Origin of the sequence: Paenarthrobacter nitroguajacolicus (genome assembly GCF_031455195.1) — a bacterium.
Lineage (GTDB): Bacteria > Actinomycetota > Actinomycetes > Actinomycetales > Micrococcaceae > Arthrobacter > Arthrobacter nitroguajacolicus_D.
Window position 1 is genome coordinate 417,108 of the sequence record NZ_JAVDSH010000002.1, and the last position, 23,188, is coordinate 440,295.

A 23,188-nucleotide genomic window follows, 5' to 3' on the forward strand; every position below is an offset into this window, starting at 1 on the left:
CAGTGAATACCCTCGAAACCCTGCCCGTCACGCTGGACGATGTCCTCAAGGCGCAGGAGCTGCTCGAGGGCATTATTACCAAGACTCCGGTGGAGTCGTCCCGTGCGTTGGGCAGCCTTGTAGGCGGAAACGTCTTTTTCAAGTGTGAGAACCTCCAGCGTGCAGGCTCCTTCAAGGTCCGTGGCGCCTACGTCCGGATGGCCCGCCTGACCGACGACGAAAAGAAGCGCGGCGTGGTGGCGGCCTCCGCCGGAAACCACGCGCAAGGCGTGGCCGTAGCCGCAAAGAGCCTTGGCATCAATGCCAGAATCTACATGCCGCTCGGCGTTGCCCTGCCCAAACTGGCAGCAACCCGCAGCCATGGCGCCGAAGTGGTCCTGCACGGGCACAACGTGGATGAGGCACTCGCCGAGGCCCAACGCTACGCCAACGAAACCGGCGCAGTGTTCGTGCACCCCTTCGACAACGTGGACGTCGTGGCCGGCCAAGGCACCATCGGGCTCGAAATCCTGGACCAGATCCCCAACGTGGACACGATCCTCATGGGTGTCGGTGGTGGTGGACTCCTGGCCGGTGTGGCAGTGGCCATCAAGGCGCGGGCTAAGGAACTTGGCCGCGAAATCCGCGTCATCGGAGTCCAGGCAGAAAACGCTGCCGCCTACCCTCCCTCCCTTGCCGCCGATGCCCTGGTGCCGCTCAAGAAGGTCACCACCATGGCAGACGGTATCGCCGTGGGCCGCCCGGGACAGCTTCCGTTCAGCATCATCAGGGAGCTGGTCGACGACGTCGTCACCGTTAGCGAAGACTCGTTGGCGCGTGCGCTGATCTTCCTGCTCGAACGGGCAAAGATGGTGGTTGAGCCTGCCGGCGCCGTCGGAGTAGCCGCACTCATGGACGGCAAGATCGAAAACCCGGGGAACACCGCCGTCGTGCTTTCCGGTGGCAACATCGATCCCATGCTGATGCTCAAGGTGATCCAGCGCGGCCTGTCGGCGGCCGGCCGGTTCATGACGGTCCGCATGATGCTCGACGACCGTCCCGGTTCGCTGGCGACCATCGCGCGGATCATCGCCGAAAACGATGCCAATGTCACCGGACTCGACCACACCCGCCTGGGCGGATCCATCAGCATGGGCGATGTCTCCATCACCATCAACCTGGAAACCAAAGGCCACGAACATGGCGAACAGGTTCTCGGCGCGTTGCGGGCCGAGGGCTTCCAGCCAATCGTGGTGCACTGACAGAGGGGGCCATTGGTGCTCGGAATGCCCGAAGGGACGCCGGTAGAGGCTAAGGAATCGTTGGCCGGGCGGGCGAAGGGCGGCCTGCTGTTCATGGGCGGCTTCGTGATCCTGCTCTACGTCATCGAGTTCATCAACACGCTGATGCTTCATGGCCTCAACCGCACATTCGGACTGCGTTCCCGGACCTTGGATGGCGTTCTGGACATCCTGACGTTTCCGCTCCTGCACGCCAACTTCAACCATCTGCTGTCCAACACGCTGCCGCTGATCATTTTCGGATTTCTGGCGTTCATGTCCGGGTTCCGTGTGTTCATCACTGCCCTGGCGTTCAGCTGGTTGGGCTCCGGACTGGCCGTGTGGCTTATCGGTGGGGGAGGCGTGACGGTGGGCGCCTCCGGGCTGGTCTTCGGACTTTTCGCGTTCCTCCTGGTGCGGGGATTCTTCAACCGCAACTGGTGGCAGATCCTGCTGTCCGTGGTGCTCTTCATGGCCTATGGCAGCATCCTTTTCGGAGTGCTGCCCACGGTCATGGGCTACATCTCCTGGCAGGCACACCTCGGCGGAGCTGTTGGTGGCGTCATCGCCGCCGTCCTCCTGCGCCCTAAACCCCAACCCGCCGCTACCTTCTGACCCAACACAGAAAACGCCGGCCCGCCCCCTGAAGGGGCGGACCGGCGTCGTTGGTTAAAGGCGTTGCAGCTTAGCCGGCGTAGGGCTTCGCGGAAACGATCTCCACCGGGATTTCCTTACCGTTGGGGGCAACGTAGCTCAGCTTGTCGCCCTCTTTGTGGCCGATGATGGCGGCGCCCAATGGGGACTTCTCGCTGAAGACATCAATATCGGAATCCCCGGCGATTTCGCGGGAGCCGAGCAGGAACTTCTCTTCGTCGCCGGCGATGCGGGCAACAACCAGCATGCCGGGTTCAACGATGCCGTCGTCGGCAGGTGCTTCGCCCACCTGGGCATCGCGCAGAAGTGCAGTGAGTTGACGGATGCGGGCCTCAATCTTGCCCTGCTCCTCCTTGGCTGCGTGGTAGCCGCCGTTCTCCTTGAGGTCGCCCTCCTGGCGGGCAGCTTCGATCTTCTGGACGATATCCGCCCGGCCAGCGCCGGAAAGGTGGTCCAGCTCAGCCGTCAAGCGATCGAATGCTTCCTGGGTAAGCCAAGCTGCAGTGGCGCTGTTGGTGGTAGACACGGATTTCTCCTCTTGATCTGACAATGCAAAAGACCCCGCCTAGGTGGCCACTCATGAAACTCAGTAACCAACTTAACGGGGTGAAGGTTTCATCCATTGTAGTAAATCCTCTGGACGAACCCAAACCGCTTGAGTCGTGGGTCACATGATTGTTATTTTCCGCTGTCCACGATCCAGCAGCTGTCCACCACGCCGGAAACTGCCGGGGACTCGGTGCGCAGGACGGTACGCTGTGCAGTGGTCCGGCCGCCGTCGGCGCTCTGTTCGGGCTGGTTGGGGCCGATTTCCACCACTTTCCAGCCCACCACGGCGAACTTGGAATCCATGGCCTTGATGGCGCACTTTGCTGTTGCGCCGGGATATTTGGTGACCTGGTAGTCCACTTCCGCTTGGGTGCCATCCACGGTGCTGTACCCGATATCTTTGAAGGTGACGGGGGCTTGGGCCGAGGACGTAGCAACCCACGCCGCGAACGCAATACCCACGATCAGTGCCACGAGGACGATGATCCGCTTGGTTTTGCGGGTCATGGCGTGCTTTTGGCCGCCGTAGCGATTGGCTAGGCTGGTGCTTGCCGGTACGTGGGTGGCCGATAGGTCCTCTGAAGTCACCCATCCAGTTTAGTGCCGATCCCGGCGCCCGCTCACCGCCCCGCATGCCCGTTACACAAACCCGTTACACGAAAGAGGAGCCGTCACGTGACAGCGTCCCGCAGTTCCGACCAGCAGCTGAGGCTGCTCGCCGTCCACGCCCACCCGGACGATGAGTCCAGCAAGGGTGCGGCGACCATGGCAATGTATGCCGCGGCTGGAGTGGACGTCATGGTTGCCACGTGCACGGACGGGTCGCGCGGCGACATCCAGAATCCGGCCATGGAGGATGCCCCGCACCCCAAGCGCGACATGGCTGGTGCACGGCGCCTGGAGATGGCCAACGCAGCGGCCGTCCTCGGTATCAAGCAGCGGTGGCTGGGTTTCGTGGACTCAGGGCTGCCCGAGGGGGATCCGCTCCCTTCGCTGCCCGCGGGTTGCTTCGCCTTGCAGCCATTGGAGCGGGCAACGGCGCCGCTGGTCCGCTTGGTCCGGAACTTCAAGCCCCACGTCATCCTGAGTTATGACGAAAATGGAGGGTACCCGCACCCGGACCACATCATGGCCCACAAGGTGGCGGTGGAAGCCTTCGAAGCCGCAGGGGATGCTGATCGGTACCCCGGACTCGGGGAGCCTTGGGCCCCGAGCAAGCTCTACTACGACCGCGCATTCAGCCCCGAACGGTTCCGTGCCCTGCACTTCGCCTTGGAAGAAGCCGGCCTGCAATCGCCCTACGCCGAACGGCTCGCTGCGTGGCTGGAAGCCGACGCCGAGGGCCACACCCCGCCGGTCCCTGCGCACCAGACAACCACCCAGGTGGATTGCGGGGACTTTTTCGAGGCCAGGGACGACGCCTTGCGGGCACACCGGACCCAGATCGACCCGCTGGGGTTCTTCTTCGCTGTGTCACCGGAGCTGCAGCGAACGGTGTGGCCATGGGAGGACTACACCTTGGTCACCTCGCGGGTCCCCTCCGAACTGCCGGAGAAGGACCTCTTCGCGGGGATAAGATAGGAACGCCGGTAGTTTCTATCGCTCGTAGAAATTGCATCAGCTCCCATAGAAGGTTTGAACGTGCACCACTTGCTACTCGCCCTGACCGTTACCCCGTCGCCCGATCCCACGGGCACGCTGCGGCCCGGCCTGTCCGAGGATCAGGTGACGCCAGGTACCTGGGGCTTCGTCCTGACGGCCTTCATCGTGATCCTCACGACGTTCCTCATTGTGGACATGGTGCGGCGTATCCGTCGTGTCCGCTACCGGGCGCAGGTGGAGGAAGCCCGCCTGGCTGCCGAAGCCGGCGAGCCCACGGGAACCGGCGAGTCCGCGCAAGCCGGTGAGCCTGCGCAAGCCGGCGACCGCTCGGATGAGAACGGCGATGCCGGACCCGGGACCCGCTGACCCCGGCGGGCACAACTGGCCAGGGGCGGGAAACGCCCTTGGCTCGGAGCCCTCTGCCTACCTGCGGCAGCATGCGAACAACCCTGTGTTCTGGCGGCCTTTCGGTGATGAGGCTTTCGCCTTCGCTGCCGAGCGCGACGTGCCGGTCTTTCTTTCCATCGGCTACGCCGCCTGCCACTGGTGCCACGTCATGGCCCACGAGTCCTTCGAGGACCAGGAAATTGCCGACTACCTGAACGCACACTTCGTGCCGGTCAAGGTGGACCGCGAAGAGCGGCCCGACGTCGACTCCGTGTACATGGCAGCAACCCAAGCCATCAGCGGCGAGGGTGGCTGGCCGATGTCCGTGTTCCTCACACCGGAAGGCCTTGCCTTCCATGCGGGCACCTACTTTCCGCCCACCCCGCTACCCGGCAGGCCGTCCTTCCGGAATGTCCTGGAAGCTGTCCATGACGCCTGGATGGAACGCCGCGATGGGGTGGAACAGAACGCCAGGGGGTTGGCAGCCACCATGGCCAACACCCAGATGGCGGCGGCTGTTCGGCTCGACGGGCCTCCTGAACTGCTGGATCCCGCGGTTCTCGCCGAGGCCGTCCGGCTTCTTGCCCGCTCCGAGGACCCCGACGCCGGCGGCTTCGGCAACGCACCCAAGTTCCCGCCGTCGGCGGTGCTTGAGTTCTTGATCCGGCACTCGACCGTACCTTCGGATACGGCGGACGCCGCGCGCGACATGGCGGGACGCGCCCTTGCCGGCATGGCCCGCTCGGCTCTGTGCGACCAGCTCGACGGTGGATTCGCCAGGTATTCGGTGACGGCGGACTGGTCCGTACCGCACTTCGAGAAGATGCTCTACGACAACGCCCAGCTGCTGCGGGTGTACGCACACTGGGTTCGCCGGGGCGGTGATGAGGTCTTTACGGCCGAGGAGGGCGCCGCTGTCGCGTCACGGTGCGCGGACTGGATGCTGGACTCGCTGTTGCTCGCGGGCGGCGGCCTGGCATCGTCCTTGGACGCCGACACCGTGGTGGATGGCGTGCACCACGAGGGTGCCACCTACCTGTGGACCAACGAGGCGCTGATGGACGCCCTTGGGCCCGGCGATGCCCTGGCCGTCGCTGCCATCATGAATATCGGTGCGCGGGGGACCGTGTCCACCCTCGGATCCCCGCTGCACCCAGGGCGATCATTGACCCACGCCGAGGCACAGCTCTGGGAGCGTGTCCGCCCGCGGCTGCTCGCCGCCCGCGACCTCAGGAGCCAGCCGGCCCGGGACGACAAAGTGGTGGCAGGCTGGAATGGGATCGCCGTAGCGGCACTTGCCGAGGCAGGTGCAGTCCTGGACCGCCCGGACCTGGTGCAGGCCGCTGAAGCTGTTGCCCGGTACCTGGTCGACGTCCACTGGGACAGCGGGGCACGGCAGTTGGTGCGCGTTTCGCACGACTCGAAGGCGCGCGGCATCGGCGGCCTCCTGGAGGACTATGCGTTCTGCGCTGACGGTCTCCTTGCGCTGTACGCCGTGACGGGGCACAGCTGCTGGTACGCGGCTGCGGAGGACATCATTCGCGCTGCCTGCACGCGGTTCACCGAAAACGGTAACCTGTCTGACTCGACAGGGGAGTCCGCGCAGGTATTCAACGCGCAGGGCCAGCTCCCGTCGCTTGACCCTTTTGATAACGCCACGCCCAGTGGCGCCTCCGCCTTCGCCGGTGCGCTGCTGTCCTACGCCGCCTACTCAGGCTCGCACGATCACCGGGTCATGGGAGGTAATATCCTGGGCTTGCTCCCGCCGCTGGCCACCCAGGCGCCCCGGGTTGCCGGATGGCTGCTGGCCACCGCCCAAGCCGCCCTGGCCGGGCCGGTGGAGGCCGCAGTCGCAGGTCCTGAATCACCCCTCCGGCGCGAACTGCACCTGGCGCTGTTGAAGTCGCCCAGCCCCGGGCTGGTGGTCGCTTTGCAGCCGGACCCCGACGGCGCGTCCCCGGAGGGCGGCATAGTCGACGTTCCGTTGCTGCTCCAGAGGGCCGGAGGCCCGGAAGGGGAACCGTTGGTCTACTTGTGCCACGGGATGGTGTGTGAACGGCCCCTGGGCGACGTGCCGGCGATACTGGCGCGGCTGGCGGCGATGGCTTCAAGCAGTCAGTCCGCCAGTTAGCTCAGGACCGCCATCATGATGGCGATGAAGTGTGCCGCGAAGGCCAGCACCGTGAAGGCGTGGAAGAGCTCATGGAAGCCGAAGTGGGTGGAACTGAAGTTCGGCTTCTTGATGCCGTAGAACACGGCCCCGGCGATATAGAGCGCACCACCGACGCAAATAAGGACCGCCGCGGCGGCGTTGGCCGCAAAAAACTGCGGCAGGTAGAACAAGGCTCCGCACCCCAACGCGATGTAGACGGGGACGTACAGCCAGCGCGGAGCGTGTGTCCAGAGAATCCTGAAGAGCACGCCGACGATCGCCCCGGACCACACGAGCCACAACAGGGTTACAGCCTCGGAGCGGCCCAGGAGGGACCAGGCCAATGGGGTGTAGCTGCCCGCGATTACCAGCATGATGTTGGTGTGGTCCAGCCGCTTGAGGATCATCCTGACCCGGGGCGACCAGTTGCCGCGGTGGTAGACGGCACTGACGCCAAAGAGCAGGAATCCAGTCAGCGCATAGATGGCGGAGGTGACCTTGCGGTCCGGAGTGGGTGCGACTGCCACCAAAAGAATCCCGGCAGCCAGCGCGAAAGGAGCAGCGACGGCGTGGATCCACCCACGCCAGAGGGGCTTGGTTTCGAGGAGCTCAGCCATGGTTCAAGAATAACTTACGTTCCGGTAAGTTACTGCAGGGTAACCGATGCAGGATGGAATTTGACTGGGGACTGCACCGGCTTGACGGCTCGGGCAGGTAGCCTTGGATGTGCGCCGTCGTCGTACAAGCAAGGAAGTCAGGTGAGAGTCCGGTGGAGCTGCCCGGTTTCCTCTATGGCTTTTACGAGCGCAAGCTGCTGCGCTCACTCAAGCAGGACCAGATCCCGCGACATATTGGCGTAATGGTGGACGGTAACCGCAGGTGGGCCCGCCAGTTCAACGCTCCCACCAGCCAGGGTCATCAAGCCGGCGCGGACAAGATCCACGAATTCCTGGGCTGGTGCCAGGAGCTCGGCGTCAAAGTTGTGACGCTCTACATGCTCTCCACCGACAACATGAACCGCTCCGGTGAGGAACTGGACCTGCTCATGGGCATCATCGCCAACACCATGGACCGCCTCGATGAGGACGAAGACGTCTCGGTCCACGCAATGGGCGCACCCGAGCTCCTCCCGGACTACCTAGCCGAACGACTCAACAAGCTGACGTCCCGCACGCCAGTCCATGAAAAGATCCACGTCAACGTAGCAGTTGGTTATGGAGGGCGCCGGGAAATCGTCGACGCCGTGCGGGAACTCCTGCACGATGCTGCCGCCAAGGGACGCTCCATGACGGAGGTCGCAGATGAACTTTCGGTGGACGACATCTCGCGCTTCCTTTACACCCGGGGCCAGCCCGATCCGGACCTGGTGATCCGCACTTCCGGAGAGCAGCGGCTCTCCGGCTTCCTCATGTGGCAAAGCGCCTACAGTGAGTTCTATTTTTGCGAAGCCCTGTGGCCCGCGTTCCGCAAGGTCGATTTCCTGCGTGCGCTCAGGGATTATGCCGGGCGGCAGCGCCGCTACGGAACCTAGCCCTGGTCCGGTTCGCCGAAAATTAACGAGCCGGACATGCGACTTGCCGACGACGGATTGCGGAAATGAATGTGTCCGGGATTACGTTAATCCCATCAGCAGGCAAAACCGCCCGCTGATCGGGGAGGCCAGTACATGGAGCGGATCATCGCACCAGTTACATGGGAGGCCACGCCCGGCCTTCCGGCCGAGCCGCTTCACCATTAGGCCGGGCGACCGCCCGGGGCTGGAGTCGATGTGGCTATTTCTGAGCAACTGCCCGCAGTGGTTTCCGACGGGGAAAGTGCAGCTACCTCTCGCGCCAAGCGGGTCCCACAAAAAGAGCGGACCCTCACGTCCGCCACAGGCCGCAGCTATGTGATCGATACCTCGGTCCTGCTATCCGACCCACACGCGTTGTTGCGCTTTGCCGAACACGAAGTCATCGTTCCGATCGTTGTCATCAGCGAACTAGAAGGAAAACGGCACGACCCCGAATTGGGCTACTTCGCCCGAAAAGCGCTCAGGCTCCTGGATGACCTCCGGATCGAACACGGAGGCTTGGACCACCCCTTCCCCCTTGGACCCGACGGTGGAATCCTCCGGGTGGAAATGAACCACATCTCCCCGGACGTCCTCCCTGCAGGGTTCCGTGGGGGAGACAACGACAGCCGCATCCTGGCCGTTGCGAAGAACCTGGCTAACGAAGGCCATAACGTCACGGTTGTCTCCAAAGACCTGCCGATGCGCGTGAAAGCCTCCGCCATGGGTCTCCATGCCGACGAGTACCGCAACGAACTGGTCAAAGACTCCGGCTGGACAGGCATGGCCGAGGTGGAAGCCAACGATGACGAAATCACCACGCTCTACGGACACGAGCCCGTCTTCATCCCCGCAGCGGCGGAACTCCCCGTCAACACCGGATTGGTCCTGCTCTCCAACCGCGGCTCCGCGCTTGGCCGCGTAGGCGCCGACAAGCAGGTCCGGCTGGTCAAGGGCGACCGCGACGTCTTTGGACTCCACGGACGCTCAGCCGAGCAGCGGCTAGCCATCGACATGCTCATGGACCCATCGGTGGGCATCGTCTCCATCGGCGGCCGGGCAGGAACCGGCAAGTCGGCGTTGGCGCTCTGTGCGGGCCTGGAAGCCGTGCTTGAGCGCCGCGAACACCGAAAGGTAGTCGTGTTCCGGCCCCTGTACGCAGTAGGTGGCCAGGAACTTGGCTACCTCCCCGGGTCCGAGTCCGAGAAAATGAACCCCTGGGCGCAGGCTGTGTTTGACACCCTGGGAGCCCTGGTCAGCCAGGAAGTGGTGGAAGAAGTCATGGACCGGGGCATGCTCGAGGTCCTTCCCCTGACCCACATCCGCGGACGCTCGCTGCACGATGCCTTCGTGATCGTCGACGAAGCCCAGTCCTTGGAGAAGAACGTCCTGCTCACCGTCATGAGCAGGATCGGTCAAAACTCCAAGATCGTCCTGACCCATGATGTAGCCCAGCGCGACAACCTCCGTGTCGGCAGGCACGACGGTGTCGCGGCCGTCGTGGAGACGCTCAAGGGTCATCCGTTGTTCGGGCACATTACCTTGACGCGGTCCGAGCGCTCGCCGATTGCTGCCCTTGTGACGGAATTGCTCGAAGGGGCTGAAATCTAAGCGTTTCCTTGGTCTGGGGCCGTGGTCCGGTTCGCCGGGCCACGGCCCTTCGCCGTCGCGCTGGTGCCTCCCGTCAGAGACCCAAGTACGTTTTCAGCTCTTCGTGGCCTTGGACTTTGAGGGTCCAGTCGGGGCGCTTGAATGTGGTGGGAGTGAGCCTGACTTTTTGGACTTCTTCGACTTTTTCTCCCCAGGCATGGCGGGAGATGCCGTTGGGTTCGTAGCCCAAGGCGGTGGAGACGCCCAGGGACTGTTTGTTCCAGCCCGCGGCTTCGGACTCGGCAACCTCCGCGTTCAAGTAGTCAAAGGCGTAACCCACGACGGCGGCACGCATCTCCTTGCCGAAGCCCCGGCCCTGCGCGGACTGCTTGAGCCAGGAGCCCGTGCTGACTGTTTTCAGAGTGGCGAAGTCCTTGGCGCCGATGTCCTGGACTCCGAGGAGTTCGTCCTCATGCCAAACGGCGAGCAGCAGCGTCCACGAAGCCGGCGTGAAGTTGGCACGGCACCGCCAGTACCACTGGGCCATGTTGGGCGCCAGCTCGTCCTCCGGCAGTTCGGCCCATGGGGTGCTGAAGGGGCTCTTGCCGGGCTCGTGGACGCCGGAGCGGGCGGCAGCCACAGCGGAGGGGATATCCGCGTCGAGAACGGCGCGCAGGGTGAGCCTCGGGGTGGTGAGGATGAGTCCGAACGGGGGCCAGATGTTTGCCAGCGATGTCATCGCCGTAGCTTAGCCCGCCGGGTGGGCATGGGCGAGTCAAGCCCCTGGTTCAGGCAGCGGGGCCGATGTCCCAGGGAATGTGGCGCCTCACGTCGGTGAGGTTCATGGACTCCGCCAGGAACAGGTCGTCCAACATGTACTCATCGACGCCCAGGATCTTGAGCCAGTGTCCCTTGCCGGACGTGTCCCCGTCCAAACTCTGGCTTGCAACACAAACTCCCGTACCGGCGTCGATCCTTAGCAGTGTCCGTCCCGGGTGAACCAGTGGCTCCTTGGGGTCTGAAGGGACGTAGGCCCGGCTGGGCGTGACGATCGTTTCCAATGCCGGCCGGCCCTCATGATCCACCTCACGCGGCTCTTCCATGAAGACCCTGTTGGTATCGGGGAACTCGATCGGAACCGGCGAATTGCCGGCAAGTTCCACGGGGTCGAGCGCAGCGGCGAGCCGGCCATTTCCAAACGCAGGCTCACCGTACGCCGCCTCAGGGCGTCGCCGGACCAAACCGACGTCGTCATAGACCGGCGTAACAAGGTGGGGTGGGAGCAGCCACGAGCGGCGGGTGGCGCTGACGTAAAAGCCATCCCGGGAATCGTTGATGCCCGTGGTGCTGTGCAGCAACTGGCCGTCAGGAGTTTCAAGGCGGAGGGCACCCGGACGCCGAAGCCAGGCCCGGACCATGGTGGCCCCGGTCCCTGGCCGCTCAAGGTATTCGAAACGGAGGGTGGTCCACTTCCACGGCGAAGAACGGCAAAGGTTCCGGAATGTGGAGGACATGTCAGAAGCCTGTCCGCCTGCACTGTATCGCCCCATATCCACAGTTTACCTAGGCGTCCACACGGTTCGGGAAACCAAAACGGGATAGCATCCGAAGGTGATCCGACGACTCTCTGACCTCTGGTACGACAGCCCGCTGGGCTTCTGGCTGGTCGCCGTCGCATGCCTGTACTTCCTGGTGATGGCCGTGCGGCTCACAGTGATTGACGTCCAGAGCCACCTGCTGCCCAACCGCATCGTGTTCCCGTCCTACGCCGTGGCCGGGGTGCTCCTGCTGACGGCAGCCCTCGCAGCATCCATGGCCGGCGCGGCCCCTGAACCCGCAGGCGCCCTTCTGGGAGTGCCAGGGCTCGGGGTACTGGCTGGCGGAGTTGGGCTCTGGCTGTTCTACTTTGTGCTCCGGCTGATCCACCCGCCCGGGATGGGGTTCGGGGACGTCAAGCTCGCAGGGGTGCTTGGCCTCTACCTGGGCTACCTGGGATGGACGCACCTCTTCGCGGGAACGTTCGCGGCATTCCTGCTGGGAGGGCTCTGGAGCCTGGCCATCCTATCAACGCGGAAGGGAACCCTGCGTTCGGCCATCCCTTTTGGGCCGTTCATGCTCGCCGGTGCCGTGGCCGCCATGGTGCTGTTGCCCGCCTGAGGCTAGCCTGTCTGCAAAGGCAACAACGCGTGAAACTGAAACCTGTTCATGAGGAGCTGGGACCATGGGTGCACCCGAGTTCGTGCTCAAGCTGAGGGAAAAGATCGGCAACGACGCCCTTTGGCTTCCCGCCGTCCGCGGAGTGGTTTTCGACGACGACGGACAGGTGCTGCTCGGCCAGCGTGCCGATAATGGGCACTGGGCCCTCATCACCGGCATGCTGGAACCCGGCGAACATCCTGCGCCCGGCCTGGTGCGCGAGATCTTCGAGGAAACGGCGGTAGTGGCCCGGACCGAGCGAATCATCGGCGTAGGCGTAGTGGGGCCAATAACGTTCCCCAACGGCGATGTCTGCGACTTTTTGGACATCACGTTCCGCTGCAGATACGTGTCAGGAGAAGCGCGTGTGAACGACGACGAATCACTTGCCGTCGGGTGGTTCGCCTTGGATGACCTCCCGGACATGAGCGCCGGGAACCTTGAAGCCATCAGGCTTGCCACGGAGCCCGAAGGCCCCGTGGCGTACCAACTGGAGGACGAGGACTACTGACGGCCCGCATCGGCCGTGGGACGAACGTCGTCGAGCTCTGCGGAAGCCGTCAGGCTGGCTTCCAACTGGGCGGCCTCCAAGCGCTCCGCCTCGAGCCTTTCAGCCTCGGCGCCGCCCACAGCCTCTCCACGGGCCACCATGCCGGCGGTGTCCGAAAGGGGAATCTGCTTCAACGTGATGGCCAGGAGCAGGGCGATGGCGATGAACGGCACGAGGTACCAGAACACGGGAGCCAGCGAGTTCGCATAAGCGTTGACGATTGCGTCGCGCAACTGCTCGGGCAGCTGTGCCAGTGCCTGCGGATCCAGGGTGCTGGTGGACTGCGACGCCTGCTCGGCAGACGCACCGGCCCCGGTAAAGGCCTTGGTAAGGGACTCTGCCAGGCGGTTGGTGAAGATGGAGCCAAAGACAGCCACACCCAATGAGGCGCCTACTTCACGGAAGTAGTTGTTGGTGCTTGTTGCCGTACCGATTTGGTCAGCCGGAACGGAGTTCTGCACCACCAGGACAATGACCTGCATGATCAGGCCCAGCCCGGCGCCGAAGATGAAGAGTTGAACGCAGATGACCCAGATGGGTGTTTCAGCCGTGAGGGTGGTCAACCACAGCATGGCCGCGATGGTCAGGGATGCGCCGAGGATGGGGAACATCTTGTACTTGCCGGTTTTGGAAATCCTAATACCGGAGTAGATGGAGGTGCCCATCAGGCCCACCATCATGGGCAGCATCAGGAGGCCGGATTCGGCGGCGGAGGTCCCGGAGGACATCTGCAGGAACGTGGGGACGAAGGCGATCGCCGCGAACATGCCCAGGCCCAGGGTGAAGCCGATGGCGGTTGCGTTGATGAAGATGGGGTTCTTGAAGAGGCTGAGCGGAATGATGGGGTCCTCTGCGCGACGTTCAGTCATCACGAACGCTACTGCTGCCAGGACCATGCCGGCACCGAAAGCCCACGTGAGCGGGGAATCCCAGCCTTCGTCCTTCTTGCCGCCAAAGTCGGTGAAGAAGATCAGGCAGGTGGTGGCCGCGGAAAGGAACACGACACCAAGGATGTCGATCTTCTTTTCGGCCTTCTTGTTCGGCAGCGTCAGGGTGAACCAGGCCGTGATGAAGGCGGCGATGCCGATGGGGATGTTGATGTAGAAAGCCCATTCCCAGGTGAGGTGGTCCACGAAGAAGCCGCCCAGGAGCGGACCGGCCACAGCGGAGAGGCCGAAGATGGCACCCAGCGGGCCCATGTACTTACCGCGTTCCTTGGCGGGAACGATGTCGGCGATGATGGCCTGCGAGAGGATCATGAGGCCACCGCCACCCAGGCCTTGGATGGCACGGAAGATCACGAAGCCCCAGAAGTCGGTGGCGAACGCGCAGCCCACGGAAGCGAGGGTGAACAGGGCGATGGCAACCAGGAACAGATTCCGACGTCCCAGGATGTCACCGAACTTGCCGTAGATCGGCATCACGATGGTGGTTGCCAAAAGGTAGGCGGTGGTGATCCATGCCTGGTGCTCGACGCCGCCGAGCTTGCCCACGATGGTGGGCATGGCGGTGGAGACGATGGTTTGGTCGAGGCTGGACAGGAGCATGCCTGCGATCAGCGCAGAGAAGATGATCCAGATTCTCTTCTGGGTCAGCAGCAAGGGTTCTGCTGCTTTCGAGAGTGTACTCATGCGGGTTCCTTCGGTGTCTGTGCAGGAGTGGAGTCCAGCGGTTGCGAAAAGAGTTTCCGGGCTGCGGCGAGGTTCTCCTCCAGGAGCTCGCGGTAGGGCCGGGCGTTGTCCTCGGAGAAGAACTGATGGGAGGTTTTCTTGGAAACGGCACCAAAGACCACTGAGGCCATGATGACCTCCGGGTGGTCGGGGGAGAGGCCTTCACGGGCGGCAACCAGTTCCATGAACTGCCGTTCCCTGGCCTCGCCTTCCAATGTCATGCGGCCCAGGAGCTGGGGCTCGGCTTTGATGGCGGCGATCAGTTGGTGGATTTCGGCGCGGCTGATGGTGGAACGCTCCACGATGTCCACAGTGAGGTGGTAGAGGGCGGCGAGCAGGGTGGCGGAAATGCCATCCGGCAGCCTCTTCGGATCGCGGTTGAACTCGTCCAGCGCATCCTGGGGCAGGTCGTCGGAGAAAGCTCCGATCACTGCGTCTTCCTTGGAATGGAAGTAGTTGAAGAAGGTCCTGCGGGAGATGCCCGCCGCTTCGCACACTTCCTCCACGGTGTAGCCATTGAGGCCGTGCTCGGCGGTCAGGGTACGTGCGACTGCGGTGATGGCCAGCCTTGTGGCGGCCCGTTTGCGCTCGCGGAGACCCCCATCGATATTTGCACTATTGCTCACAAAGTAAAGTTTTGCACTCATGATTAGAAAGTGCAAAAAGATCGCCCTGTGTCATCTCTCACTTAATCCGGGTACGACGACGGCCGGCACCTTTCGTGCGAAAGGTACCGGCCGTCGTCGTGCTTTGTGTTTAGTTCTTGTGTGCAGGCGACGTCATGGTGGTGACATCCAGGGCCTTGTCGAGGTCAGCCTCAGAGACCTTGCCTTCACCCTCGCCAACGAAGCCGAGCTTCTCGGTTGCCTGGCGGATGGTCAGGCCTTCCTTGACGGCGATCTTGGCGATCTTGGCTGCGTTCTCGTAGCCGATGTACTTGTTCAGCGGCGTCACGATGGACGGGGAAGCCTCAGCGAGGAAGCGTGCGCGCTCAACATTGGCGGTGATGCCGTCGATCATCTTGTCGGCCATGACGCGGCTGGTGTTGGCCAGCAGGCGGATGGACTCCAGCAGGTTCGCGGCCATGACGGGGATGCCGACGTTCAGTTCGAAGGCGCCGTTGGTGCCGGACCAGGCGATGGCGGTGTCGTTGCCGATGACCTGGGCGCAGACCATGATGGAAGCTTCGCAGATGACCGGGTTGACCTTGCCCGGCATGATCGATGAACCCGGCTGAAGGTCCGGAATGGCGATCTCGCCGAGGCCCGTGTTGGGGCCCGAGCCCATCCAGCGGAGGTCGTTGTTGATCTTCATGAAGGAGATCGCAATGTTGCGCAGCTGGCTGGAACCCTCGATGAGGCCATCGCGGTTCGCCTGTGCTTCAAAGTGGTCGCGGGCTTCGGTCAGCGGCAGGCCGGTGTCGGCTGCGAGGAGTTCGATGACGCGCTCCGGGAAGCCGGCAGGCGTGTTGATGCCCGTACCAACGGCGGTGCCACCGAGGGGAACCTCTGCCACGCGGGGGAGTGCTGCGTTGATGCGTTCGATGCCGTAGCGGACCTGGGCGGCGTAACCACCGAACTCCTGGCCCAGCATGACCGGCGTAGCGTCCATGAGGTGGGTGCGGCCGGACTTGACGACGTCCTTGAACTCAACAGCCTTGCGGTCCAGGGATGCTGCCAGGTACTCGAGGGCCGGGATCAGGTCGTTGATCAGGGCCGAGGTGGCGGCAACGTGCACGGACGTCGGGAAGACGTCGTTGGAGGACTGCGACGCGTTCACATGGTCGTTCGGGTGGACGACTTTGTCACTCCCGGCTGCTGCGAGGGAGCGTGAAGCGAGCTCGGCGATGACCTCGTTGGTGTTCATGTTGGAGGACGTGCCCGAGCCGGTCTGGAAGACGTCAATCGGGAAGTCGCCGTCGTACTTGCCGGTGGCAACCTCATCGGCAGCGGCAGCGATGGCCTCGGCGAGCTCACCATCGAGCACCCCCAGTTCGGCGTTCGCCAGTGCAGCGGCCTTCTTCACGCGGGCCAGGGCTTCGATGTGGGTGCGCTCGAGCGTCTTGCCGGAGATCGGGAAGTTCTCCACAGCACGCTGCGTCTGGGCGCGGTACAGGGCGTTCACGGGGACGCGAACTTCGCCCATCGTGTCATGTTCAATACGGAACTCAGTGGTGGAAGTCATGGGGCTAGCTTATGGCGATTGGACGCCTCACCGAAAACCCGCTGGGGAGTGCTACGTGCCCCGGCCACCTGGCCGGGGCACGCTGTGCTACAGCTCGCCGATGGCGGAAACAAGGGCCGCCTGGCCGTCGCCAAGCTTGTAGGAAAGGCCGATGACAGCGACGCGACCTTCCTCAATGGCGTCCGAAATCACACGCGAGCTGTCGGCCAGGCGGTCGGCAGTTTGCTTGACGTGTTCCACCACCATGTCGTTGACGTCCTCCTGGCCGTTGCGCTTGGCCGTGAGCACCGAGGGGGTGATGCGTTCGACGAGGTCCCGGATGAAGCCTGGCGGCATCTCGCCTGTTTCCACCGCGGCCTTGGTAGCCGTCACAGCTCCGCAGCTGTCGTGGCCAAGGATGGCGATCAGGGGAACTTTGAGTTCGCTGATGCTGTACTCGAGCGAACCCAGGACCGCGTCATCAATCACCTGCCCGGCCGTGCGGACCACGAAGGCATCGCCAAGACCGAGGTCGAAAATGATTTCAGCAGCCAGGCGGGAATCCGCGCAACCAAAAATGACCGCGAAAGGATTCTGGCCCTCAAGGAGCGACGAGCGGCGGGAGGCATCCTGGTTGGGATGGCGTGACTCGCCCGATACAAAGCGTTCATTGCCCTCGCGGAGGCGTTGCCAAGCCAGGGCTGGAGTCAGTTTAGTAGGCACCTTATTACCTTACGGTGCCGGTGTCGCGGGCTGCGAAACTGTTGCGCTGTTTGGCGCTAATCCTACGGCTGGGCGGACACGGTGGGTGCCGGCGCCTGGTCGGCGGATTTAACGACGGCGGCTGCGAGCGTTGCGAATTCGTCAAGGCTGGCTGTGCCGCTCAGGATCAGCGTGGTGCCGCGGTATTCCAGCACCATGCTGCGCTTGTCCTTCCCGGAGTCCCGCAGTTCCCAGTCCTGCCCGCCTGCGTTGCGTGTACCGGTGACCGGCAGGTTGCCCGTCTGCTGCAAAATCCAGGTGGGGTTGGCCTGTTTGGTCTGGGTGAGGCCGATGAAAGCCTCCTTGGGAGTCAGGTAGCCCACTTCCCACGTGGGAACTCCGCTGCCCGTACCGGACTCCCACCTGGCGTAGTTAGGGGTGAATGTGTCGCCGGTATCCGGCGTAACTGGTGTGAATCCCGCCACATCCGTTGCGTTCTTGGCGATGGATGCAACGTCCACAGGCGGCCTGAAGCCTTCGCCTTTCGGTGCCGGGTTCATCAGGACGATCGGAAGGAATGCCAGGACGCAGACCAGCAGGGCAATGACCATACCGATGACCGAAGCGTTGGCCCGCTTGGCAGCTTTCGCCGCGATGACGGGTTTGTACGGTGCATCAGGGGCGGCCTGGTCATGGGTGTGGTTGGCCTCTGCAGCATTGGAAGGGTTGTCCGCTGCGGGCTTGTCCTGCGTTTCGCTCACCACTCCATGATCCCTTATCGGGGCAGGGAACACACATCCGGGCACCTCACCACTGTTATTGCGGTCGGTGGTCATTCAACGACCGCAAGTGGATGCGGCGACTATGATCGTTGGTAGAGGAACCCCGGGTTGCCCCGCGCAACCATGTCCGGTCCCGTGAATCGTCACTCGAAGAAGAGGTTCAAGTGTCTCCTGCACCAATGACCCAGCAGTATTCCACGATTTCGCCGTCGCTCGCCGTCGGCATCGACGAACCCGACCGCAACCTTGCGCTTGAACTCGTCCGCGTCACCGAAGCCGCGGCAATTGCCGGCGGCCACTGGGTAGGTTTCGGCGATAAGAACAAGGCAGACGGCGCGGCCGTCGACGCCATGCGTTCGTTCCTTCACACCGTCCACTTCAATGGCGTCGTGGTGATTGGTGAAGGCGAAAAAGATGAAGCCCCCATGCTGTTCAACGGCGAACAGGTTGGCGACGGCACCGGGCCGGAGTGCGACGTCGCCGTCGACCCCATCGATGGAACCCGCCTCACCGCCCTGGGCATCAACAACGCCCTCGCAGTACTGGCAGTAGCCGAGCGTGGCTCCATGTTCGACCCCTCCGCTGTCTTCTACATGGAGAAGCTCGTCACCGGTCCCGAAGCCGCTGACATGGTGGACCTGCGCCTTCCCGTCAAGCAGAACCTGCACCTGATCGCCAAGGCCAAGGGCGTCAAGGTCAACCAGCTCAACGTCATGATCCTGGACCGCGACCGCCACCGTCCCCTCGTGGAAGAAATCCGCGAAGCCGGAGCGCGCACCAAGTTCATCATGGACGGCGACGTCGCAGGTGCCATCGCAGCAGCCCGGACCGGTACCGGCGTTGACGCGCTCATGGGCATCGGCGGAACCCCGGAAGGCATTGTCGCTGCCTGCGCCATCAAGTCACTCGGCGGCGTGATCCAGGGCCGGCTGTGGCCGACGTCGGACGACGAGAAGCAGAAGGCCATCGACGCCGGACACGACCTCGACCGCGTCCTGTCCACCAACGACCTCGTCACCTCGGACAACTGCTACTTCGCAGCCACCGGAATCACCGACGGCGACCTCCTCCACGGCGTGCGCTACCAGAAGGACCGCGTCCTCACGCAGTCCATCGTGATGCGATCCAAGTCCGGGACCGTGCGCTTCGTGGATGCTGAGCACCACGCATCCAAGTGGGAGACGTACGCGCGCAAGGCGTAACCACCCCGTTGCTGTCGCGTCTTTGACGCGAAAAGCGCCCTATCGCTCTGCGGCTATCTCCTCGTACCTCGTCGATTTGATGCCGCTGACGCGATAGGGCGCTTTTCGCTGTCCGGATGCGATGGTGCCGCGGCTTCCGGCTTCCCGCTGTTGTGGGGTTGGTACGGCAGAGCGCGAGGTGTGCCTTCACCACCCACTTTGATTTGGTAACCCTGCCGACACACCGTGATCCACGGCGTGTCAGAGTGCCCCGGGCTCAAAGTGGGTGGTGGCGGTACGGGCGGATCGCGGGGAAAGGCCTAGCGGATTTTGTCGCGGAGCTTTCGGGCCAGCTGGTAGGCACCGTAGCGGAGTTTGTTCAACGGGAGGTCCCAGGTGCCCGGGTAGGAAACTTCGCGGCCACCGAAGGACTTCTTGAAGGACGTGAAGCCCGCCCATTTATGGTCCGGCTGGTCCTCGGGCGCCACGCCCCACAGGTCTACGTGCTTGAGGCCCTTCTCCTTGGCATCTGCCATTAAGGTAACCAGGAGCGGGATCCCGGCGCTGAGCTTGCGGTGGGTATCGTCCAAGGCTGCGTGGGCGTACACGCGGGTGTCTGACGAATCGTAGGCGAAAGCCGCGGCGATCGGCTCGCCCTCCAACTCCGCGATGAATAACGTTCCGGCGCCTACGGGGAGCAACGACGCTGCCACCTGGGTGAGGTACTCGTCGCTTTGCGGTTTGAAGCCGTTGCGGGCCGCCGTCAGGTGGAGGAAGTGGAGGAGCACCGAAATGTCGGCGGGATCCTGGGAAGCCCGGAAGGTCACACCCTTTTTGTGGATGTTCCGGTACAGGTTCCGGTTGGTCGGCTTCATCCCGGCCAGGACATCCTTGAAGTCACCCTCGAGGTCCACCACCCAGCTGAGTTCCGGTTGCTGGTTGACCGGAGCCGGCCGCAAGCCGCGTGCGCGAAGGAGGGCGCCGGCGTCGGACGCTGTAAAACCGGCGGCAGCGGGCTCCATGCGGACGAAGACCGCATGCTCCCTCTTGGCCAAGGCCACCAGGGCCTCAGTTGCGGCATCGAAAGCTTCCACTGACTCGGCGACCGGGCCGTACGGGGAGTAAATGACCTTGCCCGCGGGGTTCTTCTCCTCAATGGCGAGGAAGCTCCAGCCCGGGCCGGACTGCTGATGGACGCGGCGACCGAGGGCGCGCTGGACATCGGCCCACGCGGGGGTTTGCAGGAAAAACTCCATGGATCAGTTCCCCAGCCCTGTGGTGACGGCGAAGGCAACGCTGGTTTCCGTGGCGCCCTGCACCGGGTGCACGTTGACGGGCGCCTCGATGTCGGGAATGAAGGCGGCAGCACCGCGGTGGAGCTGGAGATCGCTCTTGGGGGAGTCCAGCAGCACGTCGCCGGCAACAACCACGACGACGGCGGGCCCGGCCTGCGCCAGGGGCACCGGTTCTGCTCCCGGAGCGAGTTCAATGCGCTGCAACTGGAATTCCGTGAACGGCGGCCGGTAGAGTTCCTGCCCGAATTCTGTGCCACTAGCCTCGACGCGGGGCACGCCAAGTGCCTCGAATCGGACGGTCTTCAGCAGCTCGGGGACATCGACATGCTTGGGGGTCAGGCCACCGCGCAGCACATTGTCCGAGGACGCCATCACTTCCACCCCCAGGCCATGGAGGTAGGCGTGGACGTTCCCGGCAGGCAGGTAGACCACCTCGCCGGGCTCCAGCGAAACGAGGTTCAGGAGGAGCGAAATGAGCACCCCGGGATCCCCGGGGAAGGCCTCGTTGATGTCAAGGAGCGCACTTAGCACGTCCTCGTGGGGTTCCTTGGGCGCACCCGAGCGGAGCACTGCTTCGACTTCGACAACAGCCTCCGAAACCTTCCGGCCACCTTCGATCAGGCGGGTAAAGGCGGCCTTCAGTGCTGCCGGTTCATCGGCCTGGCTGAGGTCGGCAATGACCCCCGTGATGATGTCCGGGACATCCATTGCGGCGGAGTCCATCGACGCTGAAAGGTGCTCGAAAACCTGCTTGGCGGCCGCAGCGGACCTGAATCCGCACAGTGCCCGGAACGGAGTCAAGGCAAAGATCAGTTCCGGTTTGTGGTTGTCGTCCCGGTAGTTCCGTTCGGCGGAATCGGCTGGCAGTCCGGCCGCATTTTCGCGCTCGTAGCCCTCACGGGCTTGCTCAAGGCTGGGGTGGACTTGCAGGGACAGCGGCTGTTCCGCGGCCAGGAGCTTGGTCAGGAACGGAAGCCGCGGCCCGAACGCTTCGAGGCTTTCTGCTCCCAGGAAATGCCGGGGATCGGACGCGATCAAAGCATCCAAGGGTTCAGTGACGCCATTCGGGTGGATGGCCGTCGAGGGTGAATCCGGGTGCGCCCCGATCCACAATTCCGCTTCCGGTCCACCCGAGGCCGGCCGACCCAGCAAGTCGGCGATCGCCGTCGTCGACCCCCAGACGTAGGGCCGCAAAACATTCTCAATCTGGTACACGAAAGAAGGTCCTTATCGTTGCGCTGGACGTGGTGGTTGGACGACAGCCGGGCTTAGAGCGGTGCGCATTGCCCGTTGGTGGCCACGAGGTCACGGATGCCCTGCTCATCGCCCTGGGCCTTGAGGCCGTTCAACAATTCAATGGTGATAGGCGTGCCGTCCGGGGTGGTGGTCACCGGCGTGAAATCCGCCGACGGCGATGGGAGCTGGCTTGCCGGCAGGCGCCCGGATACCGGGCCCGCTGCTGCGGTCGCACCTGCAGGGGTGCCGGCCGGGGAGACGACGGCGTCATCCGCTTTGGGGCTGTTGGCGGACTTCAGGAGCTCCTGGACCTTTGCGTGGATCAGGTCGAAATCGGGAACGGTGGAGAACGACGCATCGAAGTCGGGAGGGCCGATGGTGAGCCGTTTGACGGGCTGGTTCTTGGACTTCAGCGCAAGGTCAACGAAGCTGCCCAGCTGGTTGGAGGAAATGTTCGAGTCCACCACTTTGGTGCCGGCGTTGGCGATGTCCTCGAATTTGGTGAGCAGAGTGGCCGGGTCCAGTTGCTTGAGCATGGCCTGTTGCACGCACTGTTGGCGTGCGATCCGGGCGTAGTCGTCCACGAATTCGCGGGACCGCCCGTACCACAGGGCATGGAAGCCATCGAGGTGCTGGTCTCCGGCAGGGATCCAGCCATCGGGCATGCCGTGGATGCCGTGGGCCTCATCGGTGACGGGGCCACTGATGGGCACCCAGCCTCCGGCCTTGATGCGGATTCCACCCATGGCGTCGATAAGTTTGGCGAACCCATCCATGTCCACCAGCACATAGGCCTGTACGGTAATGCCCAACGTTCCGGATACTGCCTCCAGGGTGGCTTGTGCGCCGGGGTCTGCTACGCCTGGGTACAGGTCCTGGTGGTTGTTGGTGACTTCGGTGTTGACGGCGTTGATGAGGCACTCGTCGCCGCAGTTGTAGCCATCGGGGTAGATTTTGCGCATCGGCGAGCCCTCGCTGAACTGCGCGTTCTGCAGGTTCCGGGGGACCGAGATGATGGCGCTTTCGCCCGTCTTCGCGTCGACGCTGATGACCGAGAGGCTGTCCGGGCGGCGGCCCGTCCGGTCATCCCCGGCATCCCCGCCCATCATCAGGAAGTTGTAGCGTCCGTCCACGGGATCGATGGCGGGACCGGCGTCGAAGATGCTGCCGATCGCGTTGCGGCTCACGTTCAGGACGTACGCGATGTAACCCAGGGATCCACTGGCCAGGACCGTGGACACGGCAAGGACAACGGCGATGATGGGCCGCATCCCAGGTGCCAGGAGATTGGGCCTGATGATCCTCAGCGTGTTGAGGAACAAATAGGCCCAGCCCAGCGCCAGGGCCACCAGCAGCACGATGACCACCAGAGAACCAACAGGGTGCGTGACGATGCTCAGCAGCATGGTCCGGTTTACCAGGGCAATGATGAGGGTCAGCAGCGCCAAGGCCCAGACCGTCAGGGTAACGCGCAACGCCCTGCGGCCCAGTTTGCGGTCACCAGCGACAATCTGCGCGCTGCCGGGGATGAAGAGAGTCAGGAGTACCAGCACGAAGGCGCGTTTGGTCCGTACCGGAGCACTGGCTCCGGAGGGGTAGCGGACAGGATCAGTCAGTGCAGCACCGGGCTGATTCGGAGTCTTGTGCATGGTAGTCATCCGCTGCCTT

23 protein-coding genes are annotated in these 23,188 nt (G+C 63.6%); 10 read left to right on the forward strand and 13 right to left on the reverse strand.

What is annotated here, in order from left to right; all coding sequences use genetic code 11:
* The first annotated feature begins 2 nt into the window (after nt 1-2).
* Together ilvA and J2Y68_RS05720 are read left to right on the forward strand one after the other, a co-directional pair.
* Complete coding sequence (gene ilvA, locus J2Y68_RS05715) at nt 3-1,241, forward strand: threonine ammonia-lyase (protein WP_211713122.1); 1,239 nt, start codon at nt 3-5, stop codon at nt 1,239-1,241.
* A gap of 24 nt (nt 1,242-1,265) precedes the next feature.
* Nucleotides 1,266-1,874 carry a rhomboid family intramembrane serine protease gene (locus J2Y68_RS05720; protein WP_309990870.1) on the forward strand — a complete coding sequence of 203 codons (609 nt, stop codon included), beginning with the start codon at nt 1,266-1,268 and terminating at the stop codon, nt 1,872-1,874.
* Nucleotides 1,875-1,944: 70 nt separating this feature from the next.
* Here the strand turns inward: J2Y68_RS05720 and greA are convergent, their stop codons facing one another.
* Nucleotides 1,945-2,439 (reverse strand): transcription elongation factor GreA, encoded by a 495-nt coding sequence (gene greA / locus J2Y68_RS05725; RefSeq protein ID WP_211713125.1) that lies wholly within the window; start codon nt 2,437-2,439, stop codon nt 1,945-1,947.
* Nucleotides 2,440-2,591: 152 nt separating this feature from the next.
* Entirely contained in the window at nt 2,592-3,050 is a 459-nt protein-coding gene (locus tag J2Y68_RS05730; protein ID WP_309990875.1) for a DUF4307 domain-containing protein, read from the reverse strand.
* 87 nt (nt 3,051-3,137) lie between these two features.
* Between J2Y68_RS05730 and mca the strand changes: the two genes are divergently transcribed.
* Genes mca through J2Y68_RS05745 form a run of 3 tightly spaced genes read left to right on the forward strand, consistent with a single transcriptional unit; the run spans nt 3,138 to nt 6,582 of the window.
* Nucleotides 3,138-4,043: a mycothiol conjugate amidase Mca gene (mca, locus tag J2Y68_RS05735; protein WP_309990877.1), complete on the forward strand. Its 906-nt coding sequence runs from the start codon at nt 3,138-3,140 to the stop codon at nt 4,041-4,043.
* A 60-nt stretch (nt 4,044-4,103) separates the two neighbouring features.
* Entirely contained in the window at nt 4,104-4,430 is a 327-nt protein-coding gene (locus J2Y68_RS05740) for a hypothetical protein (RefSeq protein WP_309990880.1), read from the forward strand.
* Complete coding sequence (locus tag J2Y68_RS05745) at nt 4,408-6,582, forward strand: thioredoxin domain-containing protein (protein ID WP_309990883.1); 2,175 nt, start codon at nt 4,408-4,410, stop codon at nt 6,580-6,582. Before J2Y68_RS05740 ends, J2Y68_RS05745 begins: the two co-directional genes overlap by 23 nt.
* Here the strand turns inward: J2Y68_RS05745 and trhA are convergent.
* Nucleotides 6,579-7,220: a PAQR family membrane homeostasis protein TrhA gene (trhA, locus tag J2Y68_RS05750; RefSeq protein ID WP_309990886.1), complete on the reverse strand. Its 642-nt coding sequence runs from the start codon at nt 7,218-7,220 to the stop codon at nt 6,579-6,581. The two genes, J2Y68_RS05745 and trhA, sit on opposite strands and share 4 nt — an antisense overlap.
* Nucleotides 7,221-7,327: 107 nt before the next feature.
* Here trhA and J2Y68_RS05755 point away from each other — a divergent pair, with 107 nt between their 5' ends.
* Both J2Y68_RS05755 and J2Y68_RS05760 read left to right on the forward strand, forming a co-directional pair.
* Nucleotides 7,328-8,134 carry an isoprenyl transferase gene (locus tag J2Y68_RS05755; protein WP_211713133.1) on the forward strand — a complete coding sequence of 269 codons (807 nt, stop codon included), beginning with the start codon at nt 7,328-7,330 and terminating at the stop codon, nt 8,132-8,134.
* A gap of 357 nt (nt 8,135-8,491) precedes the next feature.
* A complete protein-coding gene (locus J2Y68_RS05760) occupies nt 8,492-9,766 on the forward strand; it encodes a PhoH family protein (RefSeq protein WP_397334704.1) in 1,275 nt (424 codons plus the stop codon).
* Between the two features lie 73 nt (nt 9,767-9,839).
* Here J2Y68_RS05760 and J2Y68_RS05765 read toward each other — a convergent pair whose 3' ends face one another.
* Nucleotides 9,840-10,484: a GNAT family N-acetyltransferase gene (locus J2Y68_RS05765; protein WP_309990893.1), complete on the reverse strand. Its 645-nt coding sequence runs from the start codon at nt 10,482-10,484 to the stop codon at nt 9,840-9,842.
* A gap of 49 nt (nt 10,485-10,533) precedes the next feature.
* Nucleotides 10,534-11,295, reverse strand: a complete 762-nt coding sequence (locus J2Y68_RS05770) for a hypothetical protein (RefSeq protein WP_309990896.1) — start codon at nt 11,293-11,295, stop codon at nt 10,534-10,536.
* Nucleotides 11,296-11,356: 61 nt separating this feature from the next.
* Between J2Y68_RS05770 and J2Y68_RS05775 the strand changes: the two genes are divergently transcribed.
* Both J2Y68_RS05775 and J2Y68_RS05780 read left to right on the forward strand, forming a co-directional pair.
* Nucleotides 11,357-11,902, forward strand: coding sequence for a prepilin peptidase (locus J2Y68_RS05775; protein ID WP_309990898.1), 546 nt, complete (start codon nt 11,357-11,359; stop codon nt 11,900-11,902).
* A gap of 64 nt (nt 11,903-11,966) precedes the next feature.
* Nucleotides 11,967-12,452 (forward strand): NUDIX hydrolase, encoded by a 486-nt coding sequence (locus J2Y68_RS05780; RefSeq protein ID WP_309990901.1) that lies wholly within the window; start codon nt 11,967-11,969, stop codon nt 12,450-12,452.
* On the opposite strand, the gene J2Y68_RS05785 is transcribed toward J2Y68_RS05780, so the two are convergent.
* From J2Y68_RS05785 to J2Y68_RS05805, 5 genes are all read right to left on the reverse strand, one after another.
* Nucleotides 12,446-14,122: an MDR family MFS transporter gene (locus tag J2Y68_RS05785; protein ID WP_309990904.1), complete on the reverse strand. Its 1,677-nt coding sequence runs from the start codon at nt 14,120-14,122 to the stop codon at nt 12,446-12,448. The two genes, J2Y68_RS05780 and J2Y68_RS05785, sit on opposite strands and share 7 nt — an antisense overlap.
* Nucleotides 14,119-14,787 carry a TetR/AcrR family transcriptional regulator gene (locus tag J2Y68_RS05790; RefSeq protein WP_309990906.1) on the reverse strand — a complete coding sequence of 223 codons (669 nt, stop codon included), beginning with the start codon at nt 14,785-14,787 and terminating at the stop codon, nt 14,119-14,121. Before J2Y68_RS05790 ends, J2Y68_RS05785 begins: the two co-directional genes overlap by 4 nt.
* 130 nt (nt 14,788-14,917) lie before the next feature.
* Nucleotides 14,918-16,345 carry a class II fumarate hydratase gene (locus J2Y68_RS05795; protein ID WP_309990909.1) on the reverse strand — a complete coding sequence of 476 codons (1,428 nt, stop codon included), beginning with the start codon at nt 16,343-16,345 and terminating at the stop codon, nt 14,918-14,920.
* A gap of 87 nt (nt 16,346-16,432) precedes the next feature.
* Nucleotides 16,433-17,047: a carbonic anhydrase gene (locus J2Y68_RS05800; protein WP_211713146.1), complete on the reverse strand. Its 615-nt coding sequence runs from the start codon at nt 17,045-17,047 to the stop codon at nt 16,433-16,435.
* 62 nt (nt 17,048-17,109) lie between these two features.
* Nucleotides 17,110-17,787, reverse strand: coding sequence for a DUF4245 domain-containing protein (locus J2Y68_RS05805; protein ID WP_309990912.1), 678 nt, complete (start codon nt 17,785-17,787; stop codon nt 17,110-17,112).
* Between the two features lie 200 nt (nt 17,788-17,987).
* Between J2Y68_RS05805 and glpX the strand changes: the two genes are divergently transcribed.
* Nucleotides 17,988-19,010 (forward strand): class II fructose-bisphosphatase, encoded by a 1,023-nt coding sequence (gene glpX / locus J2Y68_RS05810; RefSeq protein ID WP_018777307.1) that lies wholly within the window; start codon nt 17,988-17,990, stop codon nt 19,008-19,010.
* Nucleotides 19,011-19,309: 299 nt separating this feature from the next.
* Here the strand turns inward: glpX and J2Y68_RS05815 are convergent, their stop codons facing one another.
* Genes J2Y68_RS05815 through J2Y68_RS05825 form a run of 3 tightly spaced genes read right to left on the reverse strand, consistent with a single transcriptional unit; the run spans nt 19,310 to nt 23,178 of the window.
* On the reverse strand, nt 19,310-20,245 hold the full coding sequence (locus J2Y68_RS05815) for a lipid II:glycine glycyltransferase FemX (RefSeq protein ID WP_309990916.1): 936 nt from the start codon (nt 20,243-20,245) through the stop codon (nt 19,310-19,312).
* Between the two features lie 3 nt (nt 20,246-20,248).
* Nucleotides 20,249-21,499, reverse strand: a complete 1,251-nt coding sequence (manA, locus tag J2Y68_RS05820) for a mannose-6-phosphate isomerase, class I (protein WP_309990919.1) — start codon at nt 21,497-21,499, stop codon at nt 20,249-20,251.
* Nucleotides 21,500-21,552: 53 nt separating this feature from the next.
* The gene (locus J2Y68_RS05825; RefSeq protein ID WP_309990921.1) at nt 21,553-23,178 is read right to left on the reverse strand and encodes an LCP family protein; all 1,626 of its coding nucleotides are present in this window, start codon (nt 23,176-23,178) and stop codon (nt 21,553-21,555) included.
* Between the last annotated feature and the right edge of the window lie 10 nt (nt 23,179-23,188).